This is a genomic window from Tenacibaculum sp. MAR_2010_89 (assembly GCF_900105985.1).
Lineage (GTDB): Bacteria > Bacteroidota > Bacteroidia > Flavobacteriales > Flavobacteriaceae > Polaribacter > Polaribacter halocynthiae.
The window spans coordinates 60,715-75,052 of record NZ_FNUB01000005.1 but is presented as its reverse complement, the minus strand read 5'-3'; the positions used below and the strand labels follow the sequence as shown (position 1 = coordinate 75,052).

11 protein-coding genes are annotated in these 14,338 nt (G+C 30.1%); 6 read left to right on the top strand and 5 right to left on the bottom strand.

The window, feature by feature from the left end:
* The first annotated feature begins 149 nt into the window (after nucleotides 1-149).
* The 5 genes from BLV71_RS04005 (at nucleotide 150) to BLV71_RS03985 (ending at nucleotide 4,552) form a co-directional block, all read left to right on the top strand.
* Nucleotides 150-656, top strand: a complete 507-nt coding sequence (locus BLV71_RS04005; RefSeq protein WP_093869303.1) for a peroxiredoxin family protein — start codon at nucleotides 150-152, stop codon at nucleotides 654-656.
* 257 nt (nucleotides 657-913) lie between these two features.
* Entirely contained in the window at nucleotides 914-1,045 is a 132-nt protein-coding gene (locus BLV71_RS18805; protein WP_255405113.1) for a hypothetical protein, read from the top strand.
* Nucleotides 1,046-1,094: 49 nt separating this feature from the next.
* Nucleotides 1,095-3,269, top strand: a complete 2,175-nt coding sequence (locus BLV71_RS03995; protein ID WP_255405112.1) for a peptidase domain-containing ABC transporter — start codon at nucleotides 1,095-1,097, stop codon at nucleotides 3,267-3,269.
* A 72-nt stretch (nucleotides 3,270-3,341) separates the two neighbouring features.
* Nucleotides 3,342-4,247 carry a glycerophosphodiester phosphodiesterase gene (glpQ, locus tag BLV71_RS03990; protein WP_255405111.1) on the top strand — a complete coding sequence of 302 codons (906 nt, stop codon included), beginning with the start codon at nucleotides 3,342-3,344 and terminating at the stop codon, nucleotides 4,245-4,247.
* A 62-nt stretch (nucleotides 4,248-4,309) separates the two neighbouring features.
* Nucleotides 4,310-4,552, top strand: coding sequence for a MoaD/ThiS family protein (locus BLV71_RS03985; protein WP_093869300.1), 243 nt, complete (start codon nucleotides 4,310-4,312; stop codon nucleotides 4,550-4,552).
* Here BLV71_RS03985 and BLV71_RS03980 read toward each other — a convergent pair whose 3' ends face one another.
* From BLV71_RS03980 to BLV71_RS03965, 4 genes are read right to left on the bottom strand one after another with little or no spacing between them, the layout of a single operon-like run.
* On the bottom strand, nucleotides 4,553-4,825 hold the full coding sequence (locus tag BLV71_RS03980; RefSeq protein WP_093869299.1) for a DUF3817 domain-containing protein: 273 nt from the start codon (nucleotides 4,823-4,825) through the stop codon (nucleotides 4,553-4,555).
* Nucleotides 4,826-4,832: 7 nt separating this feature from the next.
* Nucleotides 4,833-7,295 carry a TonB-dependent receptor gene (locus BLV71_RS03975; RefSeq protein ID WP_093869298.1) on the bottom strand — a complete coding sequence of 821 codons (2,463 nt, stop codon included), beginning with the start codon at nucleotides 7,293-7,295 and terminating at the stop codon, nucleotides 4,833-4,835.
* Between the two features lie 2 nt (nucleotides 7,296-7,297).
* A complete protein-coding gene (recO, locus tag BLV71_RS03970) occupies nucleotides 7,298-8,020 on the bottom strand; it encodes a DNA repair protein RecO (RefSeq protein WP_093869297.1) in 723 nt (240 codons plus the stop codon).
* Entirely contained in the window at nucleotides 8,020-10,353 is a 2,334-nt protein-coding gene (locus tag BLV71_RS03965) for a type IX secretion system anionic LPS delivery protein PorZ (protein WP_093869296.1), read from the bottom strand. Before BLV71_RS03965 ends, recO begins: the two co-directional genes overlap by 1 nt.
* 71 nt (nucleotides 10,354-10,424) lie before the next feature.
* On the opposite strand from BLV71_RS03965, the gene BLV71_RS03960 reads away from it, so the two are divergent.
* The gene (locus BLV71_RS03960; protein ID WP_093869295.1) at nucleotides 10,425-10,895 is read left to right on the top strand and encodes a CYTH domain-containing protein; all 471 of its coding nucleotides are present in this window, start codon (nucleotides 10,425-10,427) and stop codon (nucleotides 10,893-10,895) included.
* Nucleotides 10,896-10,948: 53 nt separating this feature from the next.
* Here BLV71_RS03960 and BLV71_RS03955 read toward each other — a convergent pair whose 3' ends face one another.
* Nucleotides 10,949-14,098 carry a M43 family zinc metalloprotease gene (locus BLV71_RS03955; protein WP_093869294.1) on the bottom strand — a complete coding sequence of 1,050 codons (3,150 nt, stop codon included), beginning with the start codon at nucleotides 14,096-14,098 and terminating at the stop codon, nucleotides 10,949-10,951.
* Between the last annotated feature and the right edge of the window lie 240 nt (nucleotides 14,099-14,338).

Genomic DNA, 14,338 nt, shown 5'->3' with positions numbered 1-14,338 from the left:
TGAAGTAATCTTTATATCGTGTAAAATAACGAATTATATAAGCAATATTAAAAAAGTAATCATTAAAACACTTTTATAGTTGTTTTTTTTGAAATAGTAGATTACTTCACCAAAGTTCGCAATGGGCTGTGCTTAAAAATATAAAAAAAATGAAAAAGAAACTTTGTATTTCTATTGTATTACTTGGTATTATTGGTTTTTTAGGGTATAAAATAAGTAGTAAACTTAGTTATAAAAAAGAGGTAGCTGAGCGCACTAAAACTATTCCTGATTTTAGTTTTAAAACGATAGAAGATACCCTATTTACACAGGATAGTTTAGCTTCTAAACCTATTGTTTTTGTTTATTTTAACTCTGATTGTGATTATTGTCAGTCAGAAGCTTCTAAAATACAACAGCGGTTAGCAGATTTTAAGCATACACAGTTAATTTTTGTGTCGTTTGAAAAAAAAGAAGGGATAAAAAAATTTGCTCAAGACTACAAGCTACATAATCAAGAAAATATAACGTTTTTAGAAGATGTAAAAGGTGAGTTTTCAAAATTATTTGATGTAAATTCAATTCCTTACATTGTAGTATACGATGCAAACCGAGAGTTGCTTAAAAAGTTTAAAGGAGTTACAAAAGTTAATGCTATTTTAGAATTAATAAAATAGTTTTATTTAATCTTTTAAATTAGTTAAAATTTTCACCCAAAAACTACCTGTAAATAGTAACAAATAATCTATTATCACACTATGATAAGTTAGTTTTTGTTTAGGGAAATCATATCTATAATTATTTTGATAATTGAGTTAGCTGGTTTCTTTACACATTGAATTTTGTTTTAATGGTGTTTGCTCATTTTACTCAATTAGGTTATTTTTTGAAAGATTTTCGCTATAAAAATTATGTGAGCTATAACAATTTAGGTATGGTACTTAAAATTCAGTCGTACAGGGGGAAGTCAATAAGGTTTCATGAACTTACTAAAGTAGAATTAACTGATAAATCATTAATTTTTTATAAAAAAATGAAACGTTGGTTTTTAGTACCACAGCTATAAAAAAAAGAAGATAGTAAAAAATTGTATACTATACTTAATGCTAAAATTAATGAGAAGAGAAAATAAAAACATGAATTTAAAGAAGCTACAAAAAACGCACGTTTTACAGCATGACCAGTCAGATTGTGGAGTGGCTTGCTTATTATCACTAATACAGTATTATGGAGGTAGTAATTCATTAGAAAAATTACGTGAATTAAGCGGTACTACTAAACAAGGAACTACTTTGTTAGGGTTGTATCAAACTGCCAACCAACTTGGATTTACAGCTCAAGGGAACGAGGCAGATATTCAAGCTTTAATAGTTCATAAAGAGCCTGTTATTTTACATGTTTTAATAGAAAACAAACTACAACACTATATAGTATGTTATGGTTTTGAAAACAATAAATTTATAATTGGTGATCCTGGAAAAGGAATATTAACCTATACCAAAGACGAATTAGAAAAAGTATGGATTTCTAAAACTTGTTTAACACTAGGTCCAAACACTAACTTTGTAAAAGCTATTGATACCAAAAAATCAAAAAAAGAATGGTTTTTAAAACTATTAAAAGAAGATAGGCAATTGTTGCTTATAAGTATTCTATTGGGTATTGGAATTGCTTTGTTGGGAATGGCAATGTCGGTGTTTTCACAAAAATTGATAGATGATATTTTACCTTCACAAAATACTAAAAAATTGTTTTTTGGTATTGGTTTACTAACTTTTTTATTGTTAGTTCGAGTGGGTTTTACTGCTTTGCGTGAAGTTTTATTAATACGTCAGTCTAAAGACTTCAACAATCGAATTATAGATTCATTTTATACATCGCTATTACATTTACCTAAACCTTTTTTTGATACTCGTAAAATAGGAGAATTAGTAGCACGTTTAAACGATACTAATAGGGTGCAAAAAGTAATTAAGTTTATTGCTAGTAATTTTGTTATTGATGCCTTGGTTGTTTTGGTGTCTTTTGTTTTTTTATTCTCTTATTCATGGCAGGTAGGTGTTATTTCTTTGATAAGCTTGCCTATCTATTTTTTAATAATTTATAGGTTTAATGCTAAAATTATTAAATCACAAAAAGAGGTAATGCAAAGTTACGCATTGAGTGAAAGTAATTATATTAGTTCTATGCAAGGTATTGCTACTGTAAAGAACTTTAATCGTCAATCTTTTTTTCAAAAAATAAATCAACTGGTTTTTGGTAATTTACAAAATAAAATTGCTGATTTAGGGAAAATAAATGTACGTTTATCATTATTGGCAGGAATAGCTGGGGTATTGTTTTTAATGTCGATTTTATCATACACGTCATACCAAGTTTATCATAAGCAAATGCTATTAGGTGAATTAATGGCAATATTGGGTATTGCAGGTTCTCTGCTGCCTTCTATAACAAATTTAGCTTTAGTTTCTATTCCTATTAATGAAGCAAAAATAGCATTCAATCGAATGTTTGAATTTACTTCAATTGAAAAGGAAGAACAGGGTGGTATTGAAATTGAAAGCTTTGATTTGTTAGCTATTAAGAACTTATCATTTCGATTTGCAGGAAGAAGTCAACTTTTAAAAGATCTAGATTTAATTATTAAAAAAGGAAAAATTACTGCGGTTGTTGGTGAAAGTGGAAGTGGTAAAAGTACTCTAGGCCAAATATTGCAAAAATTTTATTCCTTTGAAGGTGGAACAATAACTATTAATAATAAAGTTTCATTTAAAGAAATTAATGTGTCTTATTGGAGAGATTTAGTAGGTGTTGTGCCTCAAGAAATCACTATTTTCAATGGAAATGTGCTAGATAATATATTATTAGGAAAAGAAGATAAACCTGAAGATGTCATGCGGTTTTGTCAAGAGCATGGTTTCGAAGAGTTTATTAAATATTTTCCGCAAGGATATGCTACTATTTTAGGTGAAGAAGGGGTTAATTTATCAGGTGGTCAAAAACAAATCATAGCATTGGCAAGAGTTTTATATAAACAACCTCAATTGTTAATTTTAGATGAAGCTACTGCAGCTATGGATAGAAAAACAGAAAAATTTAGCATTGAATTAATTTCACAACTTAAAGATAAAATGGGTATACTATTTATTTCTCATCGTTTAGAAACTTTAAAAAAATATGCCGATACTATTTATGTATTAGAAAATGGAGAGACTAGCATAAATGGTAACCATCAAAAACTATTAGAAACGTCTAACTTTTATAGTGATTATTGGCAAGAGTTATTATAGCTTTTAATAAAAATCAAGCTGCAAACAGATATTCTCACTATCTTTTCACAGCAATTTTAATAAATTATAATAGTGAATTCAAAACTTGTTATTGCGCATAGAGGAGCCTCAGGGTATTTGCCAGAACATACTATGGAAGCTAAGGCTATGGCCTATGCTATGAAACCTGATTTTATTGAGCAAGATTTAGTACTTAGTAAAGATGATGTTCCAATTGTAATTCATGATATTTATTTAGACGATGTTACTAATGTAGCCTCTGTTTATTCAAATAGAAAACGGAAAGATGGCAGATATTATGTTGTTGATTTTACTTTTGATGAGCTTCAATGTTTAAAAGTAACAGAACGTTTTAATCCAAAAAGTGGAAAGCAGTTTTACCCGAAACGTTTTCCAAAAGGGAAAAGTAATTTTAAACTTCATTCTTTTCAGCAAGAAATTGAATTAATTCAAGGGTTGAATTACAGTACAGGAAATAGTATTGGGATTTATCCTGAAATTAAAAACCCTGAATTTCACTATGAAAATCAAAAAGATATAGCTAAAATAGTTATAGATATTCTTTTTGACTATGGGTATAAAACTAAGGAAGATAAGTGCATTCTTCAATGTTTTGACGCTAGAGAACTTGAGCGTATTAGAATAGACTTGCAGTCTAATTTGTTTTTAGTACAACTTATAGAAAATGAAGAGGAGGTAGAAAAACTATATTCTTATGCAAAGTATGCAGATGGAATTGGGCCTTGGTATAAACAGATCTTAGATGTAAAAGAAAATGAAAAATGGAAATTTACATCATTGGTTAATGATGCACATGAGTTTGGGTTAAAAGTACATCCTTATACTTTTAGAGCCGATCAATTAAGTGAATTCTCTTCTTTTGAAGAAATGATGCAATTATTGTTTTATGAAGCAAATATTGATGGTGCTTTTACCGATTTTCCTGATAAAATGGTTGCTTTTTTAAAAATGAGTTAAGCATTTTGAAAAAATACGAGTTATAAAAATAGTCCGCTATTGATATTTTGTATTTTTGTTTTATGAAAATTCAATTACTTAGTTTTGGTATAGCTAGAGATTTATTGGGCAGTTCTTCTATAGAGATAGAAATTCCTAACGAAACCTCTATTGAAAGCTTTAAAAAAATAATATTAAAGCAGTTTCCTAAAATCGCTAGTGTAAGTTCTTATGCAATAGCTGTTAATGAAGAATACGCAAATGACTCTCTTGTTTTAAAAGAGAATGATGTGGTAGCTATTATTCCTCCAGTAAGTGGAGGGTAATTAGTTTTTCAAATATTTACCAACAAAAAAAGTTCCAAAAGGAAGTAAAGAAAGTAAGCAAACAATACCAAAAGTTACTCCGCTCCATTTTAATTTGTATTTCAATAATATAGCTAAAATTATATATGCTATAAACAATACTCCATGTGGCATACCAAACATTTTAACATACGTTGGGTCGTCTAAAAAATATTTATAATACATTCCTAGTCCTAGTAATAATATGTAAGATATTCCTTCTAAAAAACTAACTATTTTAAATATGTTTATCATTTTTAATTTATAAGTTTAATTGTAATGCTATTGAAAGGTTTCTTCCAGGAGAAGAAACACCAGATGCGAATTCTTTATAATGTTCATCAAACAAGTTGCTAATGCTTGCTTGTATAGATGCAATTGAATTTAATGTGTATTTACCATATAAGCCAATAGTCATCCAGCTTGGTGTGCCATAATATTTATCAATATCTTCTTGAGCGTTTGCATTTATTATAGGTGTTTGATTATGGTTATCAATACCTTCATTAATGTTATAATCTTTAATGTCTTTTTTAGCATTGAATCGTAAGTTAGCACCACCTTCAAACTTCTTATTGGTGTAGTTTATTTCGAAATTACCAAAAAGAGGAGGTATTGAAGACATAGGCTCGTTTAAGTCGTAGCTTTCTCCTTTTGTATACGTTATAAATCCAGAAGTTTTCCAGTTGTTGTGAAGTTTTCCTTGATAGCTTACAGTAAATCCAGTTATATAAGCATTGCCTTTATTTACATTGGCTACAATATCACCGTCTTCTCCATCAAACTGAATTGTTGATTTTCCATTTAGTTGAAAAGCTTCTCTGTATATATAGTTACGTAATAAGGTATAATACACATTTGCCCCTATTCTAAATTTACGATTGTTAAAATACTTTTGAACACCAATTTCTGCATTATAAGCGTGTTCAGGTTTCAAATTAATATTAGGAACAGTTATTTTTCCACTTTTTTCTCTTACTTTTCCTACATCATCAATGTTTGGTGAACGAAAACCAGAAGATATTACAGTGTTTAATTGCCATGTTTTGCTAGGTTTATATACATAACCTATGGTAGCAGTTAAAGCTGTATTATTTACACTAATATCATTATTAGGTAATTTGATAAATTGTTCGTCTACCCATTTTGCAGTTAAATTAGTGTTTGTTAAACGAATTCCTGTGTTTAAGGTAGATTTACTTGTAACATCTTGTCGATAATCAATATATAAAGCTGAACTTAAATAGCTACTTCCTCCATCAGCGTAGCGAGATTGTACACCAAAATCACCCTTGAAGCCATTAATTTCTCCATTTACTATATTTAAAGTTTTACCATAAGAGTTAGATCCAACATCGTTATAGGCAACCTCAAACCCATATCCTAAATTGCGTTGTTTTGCCAAAGGAACAGTAAAGTCTCCATTAAAACTATAAACATTTACAGTTTCTTCTCTATAAGATCTGTCAAGGCTTCCAAATTTTCGTTGGATTCTACTTTCTTTTATATTTTGATAAGCAAGAGTAAAAACTCCTTTGTTTAACCATTTTTTATTTGGGTTAATCTCTAGTTGAGGAGAAATTAATAAACGTTGTTGAGGTCCATAATACCATTCAGCAAATTTTAAGTTTCCAGATTTTAATTCCATTAACTTATCAAAGCGAGGTACATCAGATGAGGTAGAATATTGTAAGTTTAATTTTAAATCAGTTTTTTTTGATAACGGAACATAAAATTTTTGAAGGATATCTGTTTGATTATATCCTGTATTTTTTTGTAAGTTTTGATTAGTATTTGCAATAGGGTTTTCGCTATAGTTTCCGTTTAAATTATCGGAATAAAATGGAACTTTTCCCCAGTCTTTAAATCCGTGAGAACGATTTTGCCCCATGGTCAAATCATCAAAATTACTATGTGAAACACTAGTAAAAGATGCCCAATTTTTGAATTGTAATTCAGTAGATATAGTATTTGTTGTTTCGTGATTTACTGTGCTGTAACGTGAAAATAAAGAGTTTTTAACTTGGTTTTTATCTGATAGTTTAGGTGTTTTGGTATAGTAATGAATAACTCCACCTAAGGCATCTGAACCATAAATTACTGATGAAGGTCCAAAAACAACTTCGGTTCTGTCTAATAAATTAGGAGAAACAGTAATAGCGTTTTGTAAATGTCCTTTTCTATAAATTGCATTATTCATTCGTACTCCATCTACAACTAATAATACACGATTACTCTCCATTCCTCTTAATACTGGGCTACCACCACCGAATTGAGATTTTTGCACTTTTATACCAGGAACATTGGCTAATAAATCAGCTGATGTTTGAGGAGAAACTTTAGCTATATCTTTAGAGGTTATAACTGCTATTTGCTCAGCAATTCTATTTGTTTTTTCACTGTTTTTAAAAACGGATAAAACAACTTCATCTAACTGTTCAGATTCTTTAGATAGATATACTTGATAGTTGTTTAATTTTAAAGTAGCTTTTTTTACCTGGTATTCAGCATAGGCTACGTGTGAAAAAACAAGTATTTCATTTTTTGAAAAATTTGAAATATTTAGAACACCGTCTTCATTACTAATTGACGATTTAGTTTTTTCTTTATTAAAAACAGCAACAGCGTCGATTGGTTTACCAGTTTCGGCATCAATAACGGTTAATGTTTGTGAAAATATTGGGGTGATTATTATTAAGAAAAGTACTACTATTACTTGCTTCATGATCAACTAAACACAGTTTCTAAAATATCTAATGATTTTGGTTTTCTAAATCCTTCCAAATGTAGTTCAAAATATTGAATTATAATTCGAAGGATAGCTTGTCTTTCGTTTTTATTGAAAGATATACTATTAATTGCATCAAAATTTATGCCTAATAGTTTTTTAAAGAGTGTTAATTCTTTGCCAGTAAGTGTTAATTTTTCATAAGTACTATCTGTAAAACTACCTTCAGTTAAGCTAAAGGCCTCTTTATTAGATTGAGATGTTTCTGGGTAAAATCCTAAAAATTTAGATAAGTTAAGTAAAAAAAGTAGATGGAAATTAGCTACATCAGTATGTGTATCAAGCCAAATTATAGCAGTTTCTATATAGGTATATAAAGCGTCGTTTTTTTCTTCTTCTTGTACGATATTTGATAATACTTCTGATAAGAATAAAATGATAGATTGTTTTATGATAGAAGTATGTATAGTATTATATGGAAACACAACTTGTGCTTCTTTAATTGAGTTGAGGGTGTTTTTATTATTGTGATTGGCTACTATTTGTAATTGGGTTAATGGCTGGAAATAGGCAGCTTTTAATTTTCCTTTTTTAGATTTTAGAACCCCTTTAATCATATAAGATTTGACTCCTTCTTCAAGGGTAAAACATTTAACAATTAAACTGGTATCTCCATATTTAATAGTATTGAAAACTATTGCTCTTGTGGATATAACTGACATTAGTTTATAATTGCAATTTTTGTAGAAGACGTTTCTGAATTATCATCTGTAGATAGTAATACAATATATACTCCAGAGGCTACTCTAACTCCAGCTAAATTTCGTTTATTCCAGGTTACTTTACCTCCTTTTAATTGTTGTCCTTCTACCACATTTGTTTCATATACTAAATTTCCAGCAACATCTAAGATTTTTACATTAGTACCTTTAGGTAAATGAGATCCGTTACGGCCATCAATGGTTACGATATCATGGTTTTTTAATACAGGATTAGGATAGGCATATACTTCTCCTAATTCTTCACCAAAAGGAGATACCTTACTGTTATAAGCAACCATACCTTTGTTTGTAGCAAAATATACTTTCCCTGTAGTGTTATCTACACTAATTTTTATAATTTTATTTGAAGGTAAAGGAGAGTTGTCTTTATTAAATTTGGCTAAAGTTTTTTGTCCACTAGGGTTTGTGTATAAAACACCTCCAGCTTCAGTTCCAAACCATTTATTATCTGCTCCATCAACTTTAATAGAATTAATGGTTTGATCACCTAGTAATTTTTTAGGAATACCTTCATCTAAAATAATGATTGGAGCTGCATCATTTATAGTGCTATCAAAAATTCCAGAAGCATTTGTGAATACAACTAAGCCTGTTAAAGTTCCTAGCCAAATTCTGTTATTTCTATCTACAGCAACTGTACGTACATTTAAATTTGGTAAACTTCCTTTAGTAGCTTCAGTAGTTAGCGCTTTTTTTCTATCTCCAGTTTCATTAAAAGCATAAACACCATTTCTACGCGTACCTATCCAAACGGTATTGGTTTTATCAATAACAACTTCATTCATTCCTAACTTATTATTTAGGGTAACTATAGATTGAATATCAAAATTAGTCCATTGCCCAGTTTGGGATAGTTTTTTTAATCTTTTTGAAGCTCCTAGGTTAGTAACCCATAAATTTCCTTGATTGTCAAATGCTGTTCCACCAATTCTTATGGTAACTCTATTTGGTAAACTTTTTTCTATGTCTTCTAAAGGGCTATTTAGTTGATTGAAGAAAGTTTTTATATTGTCATCCTCAACATGTAGCAAACCTCCAGTTAAAGGAGTGTTTATTTGAGTTCCTGATATATCACCATAAGAGCTAATAAATACTGAGTTATCTTTTGTTTTGTCAATGCTTATAGATGTTAAATCACCTAAAGGAAAACTAGGGTTGAAAGGCGTATTTAGCCAGTCTTTACCATTAAAATGAGAAAAACCATTTCTTTTTTGTAATGGAGTATAGGCAGCATCATATCCTCCGTATACAACCCATAAATTGTTGTTGTGGGCTTCAATTGAAAAAATATCATTTAATAATGGTCCATTAGGATGTATTTCTTCTAGGGTAGTTGTCGAGGTAGTAGTTGTTTTTAAAATTCCATATTTATTAGTTGCCAAATAAATATCATTATTTTCTTCTAACGCTTCATGTAAATTAAAACTGAAACTACTAGTTTGGTTTACTTGTGTAATTTGAGTTAATCTTTTGTCTAAAATTACTGCACTTGTTTTTAGAGCTACTGATAAACTACTTGTTGAGCTTTTTAAACCTTGAATTTCTTCACTAAAAGTTCTCAGGGTAGAAATAGTTGGTCCTTGTACTAATATCAATTCATTATTTCTAGATGCCAATAGCTGGTTGTTAAATACAGTAATATTGGTATAATTGCCAGGAAATCTTAATGTCCAATTGTTAAAGTCAATTAAATTAGGGTTATTGGCATTAGCAATGTAAATTCCACTTGAAGTGGCAGCGTAAATTCTATTGTCAAAAACGGCTATTTGATTTATTTTTTCATCAGATGACCCAGCTCCAATAAAGTAAGTGTCTCCAAATTCTAAGTTTTCAATATCGTATACAACAATAGCAAATGAAGTAGAGAGGTATAGTTTGTTGTTGTATTCGTATATGTGATTTATTCGTTTTTCTCCTGTTTGATTAAAATTTGTTATTTCTGGAGATGTTGTGATTTTCCCTTTTTCGTCAATTATTTGTAGTAAACCATCTTCATAACCTACTACTAGTCTTTTAAAGGTTTCATTATAATATATTGTAGAGGTAGTTCCTCCTGATAATCCTTGAACTGAAGATATTTTATTAATTTCTTTCGTTTGAGTATTATATACAAATACAGCATTGTCAGTTACTGCATAAATTAATATTCCAGATTTTATAAAATCTTTTACATTAGTGTATGAAAATAAATCCTCCCATTGATTACTGTAATCAGTTTGAGAAATTAGCTTAACGCTTATAAATAATAGAAAAAACAGTGTTATTTTCTTCATAATAGAACTCAAAGATATTTATTATTAACGATAAAAAAAGGTACATTCGTACAAATTTGATTTCAATTTTTATGGTTTTAGAAATAGAGCGTAAGTTTTTGGTTGCTTCTGATGATTATAAATTTATAGCACGTAAGAAGAATTATATAAAACAAGGATTTTTAAATTCTGATAAACACCGGGTGGTTAGAGTTAGGATAAAAGATGATCTTGGGTTTTTAACAATAAAAGGACCCTCAAATAAAAGTGGCACTACTCGTTTTGAATGGGAGAAAGAAATAACTAAAAGTGAAGCTGAAAACTTATTGAGTTTGTGTGAAGAAGGAATTATTGAAAAGTATCGATTTTTAGTTGATATAGATGCGCATACTTATGAGATAGATGAGTTTTTAGGTGATAATTTAGGACTTATTGTTGCTGAAATTGAATTAAAAAGTGAAGATGAAAACTTTAAAAAGCCTAATTGGCTGGGTAAAGAAGTAACAGGAATAGTTAAGTACTATAATTCTAATATAAGTAAATTACCTTTTAATAAGTGGTAAAAAAACCTGCTTGAATGCCAAGCAGGTTTTGAAATAAAAAGAAACTATCCCCGTTATTCTTTTATTACACTTATCGTTTTTGAATGTTTATTAGAAAAAATCTTTAATAAATACATTCCTTTATCTTTAATTACAGTATCATCAATAATAATTGAATTAGAAGATGATGGAATTGCTTTCTCGTAAATAAATCTTCCTAGTAAATCATAAATCTCTAATTTTATTTCACCTTGATTTTTGAAGTTTGATATGTTAATTTTAGCTTCTGTTTTAAATGGGTTTGGTACGACAGATGTTATGCTAGAATCAAAACTGTTTTCATTGTAGTTTGGCCCAACACTACCTCTTGTTTCTGTAGTGATATTTCCATTAGCAGTTTTGTTATATGCATAATCTGTTATTGAATATGATTTTCCATCATTAGCTACATTTATATGAAACCATCCATAATGAGTGTTTCCATTTATTTTAAATGTAAAACCTATAAACCCAGTTTTTCCATTAGAAGTCGAATAATCATTAGAGCTTACCACGTAACTATTAGATTCTGCTACAAAATTACTAGAAGAGCCAACGGTTACACCTTCTGCTAAAAGAGATACGTTTTTGGTATTCCCTTCGCAAACAATGTCTTTATTGTAAGTAACAAGTCTAACTGAATTACTACTGTACCATGCTCCATATCCAGTATCATCTCCAGTTTCTATTCTGAAAAATTTCCATGTATTACTTGAATTGACAGTTAAATCTGGAATATCAACATATACAATATCGTTATTTGTGCTACAAGGTGCACAACTACCTCCACAATCAATACCAGTTTCATCACCATTTTGGATTCCATCACTACAACTTGGAGCTACATCACCATTAATAATTATTTTATAATCTTCAACTTCACCATAACTAAAAGATTCACATGATGTTGGAGTACCATTGTATTTCATAGAAACTCTCATTCTTGTGTTTCCTAATTTAGCAGATGTAGGTATTGTGAATTGACCTGTGACAGAAGTGTCTTTTGAAGCAGCTTTACTCCAAACTTGTTCGCCACTATCAGTAAAATCACCATTTTGATTGTAATCTATCCAAACACTATACCCCTCTGAGTATACTGTACTTCTCCAGCTTGGAGTTATGGTAATTGAATAATTACCTTCTTTGGATAGAGAGGTTGATATACTTCCAGTATAATCTTCATATCCGTTATTTGATCCTGATGAACTATTATTAATTGTATTTAATTCAACTTTGCTGATAAATTCATCATTTACACTTTTACCATTAGAGTTACAATAGTTTATTACAACTGCACAAGGTTCACATGAACCACCACAATCTATGCCGGTTTCGTCTCCATTTTGAATACCGTCTGAACAAGTTGCTCCAGTGTTTCCATCCCACACCTTGCTTCCAGCTTTAATAGCGCCAAAAGGTTCTGTACTATATGCATAATCTAACAAACTATAAGAGGTTCCGTTGTTGTTAACTCTAACTCTGAACCAGCCATAATTAGTTTTTCCAGGATAAAGTTCTAATTGAAAACCTATATAAGCAGTTTGATTGTCCCAGGTAGTATGGTTTGCGTCTCTAATAACATGCAAGTCAGGATAAGCACCTCCATCTACCCATGAGCTTTGTTGGTCAATTACTCCGTTTGACTGAATAGGAGTTACATTTCTGGTTCCAGATTGGCAAACTAAAGCTTTTTGATAGGTTTCTAGTTTAAGTGAATTGTTTTCAAAAAAGGTCCCAAATCTATTATTAGAAGCTCCTTCAATTCTAAAAAATGTCCATGTTTTACCTGAGTTTGCAGTATAGTCTTGATTGTCTGTGTACACAACTTTATATGGGTCGTAGAAAGAAAAATTAAATGTTACTTTGTCGGAATTTAAAGATGAGGTTCCACCTGAAATAGCAGCATTTTTAAATGTAATTGCTCCGCTAGTATTGTTGGCTACTGAATGTGATGAAGCTTGCCCAGTAAAACTAATACTTAGAGTATTGTTATTGGTAACTGTTATTTGCGCTGAGATTCCTTGAGGTAAGTTTGTGTCAAAATGAGTTCCTAAGTTTAAGTTTCCAGAACTTTGAGTAAAAGTACCTCCTTGTAGTGTAATAGTTCTTGATTCATTCGCTATTGAACCATTATTTGCTAAAGCTTCTTCAACAGTTGCTGTATCTACAACTAAAGTGTTTCCGTTTAAATTTACTCCAGTTGCTGTTAAATTTGCAGGCTGCCATAAAGGTTTTCTAGCTGGGTGTTCTAATGCTGCAAGCATTCTATTTACTTGTCCTTGAGTATACATTTTTCCGCATCCAGCAGCAGCGTCATATCCCATATAGTTTTCGTAGTTTATTAAATTTCCACAATCACTTGCACCAACTACACAGCCATCATCACCTGATTGTTCATCTTCTTTAGGAGTATCACTTACATAATCTCCATTAGGGTCATTACATCCACCTTCAAATGTGTGAATTAAGTTTAACCAATGCCCAAATTCATGAGTAAAAACCGAAGCAAACTCTTTATTAGTATTTCCATGAATATATTGGCCATTGTAAACAACTCTAGCTGTGTTGTTGTCTGACATTGTTGTATTAGGATACCATGCAACTCCAGAGTTAGTTGTTTTACCATCAGCGTAAAGGTCGCCCATTATATATACATTCATATATTTATAGTTGTCCCATGCGTCAGCGGCTATTTGTTCATCATATCCTCCTCCGTTTCCGTATCCAGATTTTTCTGTATGAAAAACAACTCCGTTAGTACTACCTCCATTAGGGTCTATTTTAGCTAATGCAAAACGAATACTTAAAGTTGATTTTCTTCCGTTAAAAACTGGGTCAATTGAATTAAAGTCATCGTTTAATCCATTAAAGTCGTCATTTAGTTTATCTAATGCTACTTTAACCTTATCATAGGTCACTGTTTTTCCATTTTGTACAGCTCCATATACATGAACAACTACTGGTATGGTATATGTTTCGCCAGCTCTGTTGTGTTTGTGGTGTTTTTTTTCTTTAACCATTTTTTGAGTTAAAACGTTAAAGTTGTCGTATTCTATTTTAGATTTTGGGTATTTTAAGAATACTTTTTGATTTTCTCGGGTTACCTTACAATCTTGTGCAGATAGCTTTGTTGTGTAAAAAAATAATAAGCATAAGAAGGGTAAAAAAATAGTTTTTTGTTTCATAATGTGTTGTTGTTTAATTGATTACTCAAAATTACACTTATGAAATATTTTAAATTAATACAATACTAACCAAAATAGGTAATAAATTATCAATTAATAATAAATTAACTTTAATAGTATGTTTAATTTATTTTTTTAACAAAAAAAGACCAAGATAACTTGGTCTTTTCATGAATAAATTGTGAGCCCCCCTTAAAAATTCACAATCCCTTTCTTTTCATACTTCTAATTTACAAAAGT

Coding starts and splice junctions, on each gene's coding strand:
- BLV71_RS04005 (WP_093869303.1), top strand. CDS start 150: ATGAAAAAGAAACTTTGTATTTCTATTGTATTACTTGGTATTATTGGT.
- BLV71_RS18805 (WP_255405113.1), top strand. CDS start 914: ATGGTACTTAAAATTCAGTCGTACAGGGGGAAGTCAATAAGGTTTCAT.
- BLV71_RS03995 (WP_255405112.1), top strand. CDS start 1,095: ATGAGAAGAGAAAATAAAAACATGAATTTAAAGAAGCTACAAAAAACG.
- BLV71_RS03985 (WP_093869300.1), top strand. CDS start 4,310: ATGAAAATTCAATTACTTAGTTTTGGTATAGCTAGAGATTTATTGGGC.
- BLV71_RS03980 (WP_093869299.1), bottom strand. CDS start 4,825: ATGATAAACATATTTAAAATAGTTAGTTTTTTAGAAGGAATATCTTAC.
- BLV71_RS03975 (WP_093869298.1), bottom strand. CDS start 7,295: ATGAAGCAAGTAATAGTAGTACTTTTCTTAATAATAATCACCCCAATA.
- recO (WP_093869297.1), bottom strand. CDS start 8,020: ATGTCAGTTATATCCACAAGAGCAATAGTTTTCAATACTATTAAATAT.
- BLV71_RS03965 (WP_093869296.1), bottom strand. CDS start 10,353: ATGAAGAAAATAACACTGTTTTTTCTATTATTTATAAGCGTTAAGCTA.
- BLV71_RS03960 (WP_093869295.1), top strand. CDS start 10,425: ATGGTTTTAGAAATAGAGCGTAAGTTTTTGGTTGCTTCTGATGATTAT.
- BLV71_RS03955 (WP_093869294.1), bottom strand. CDS start 14,098: ATGAAACAAAAAACTATTTTTTTACCCTTCTTATGCTTATTATTTTTT.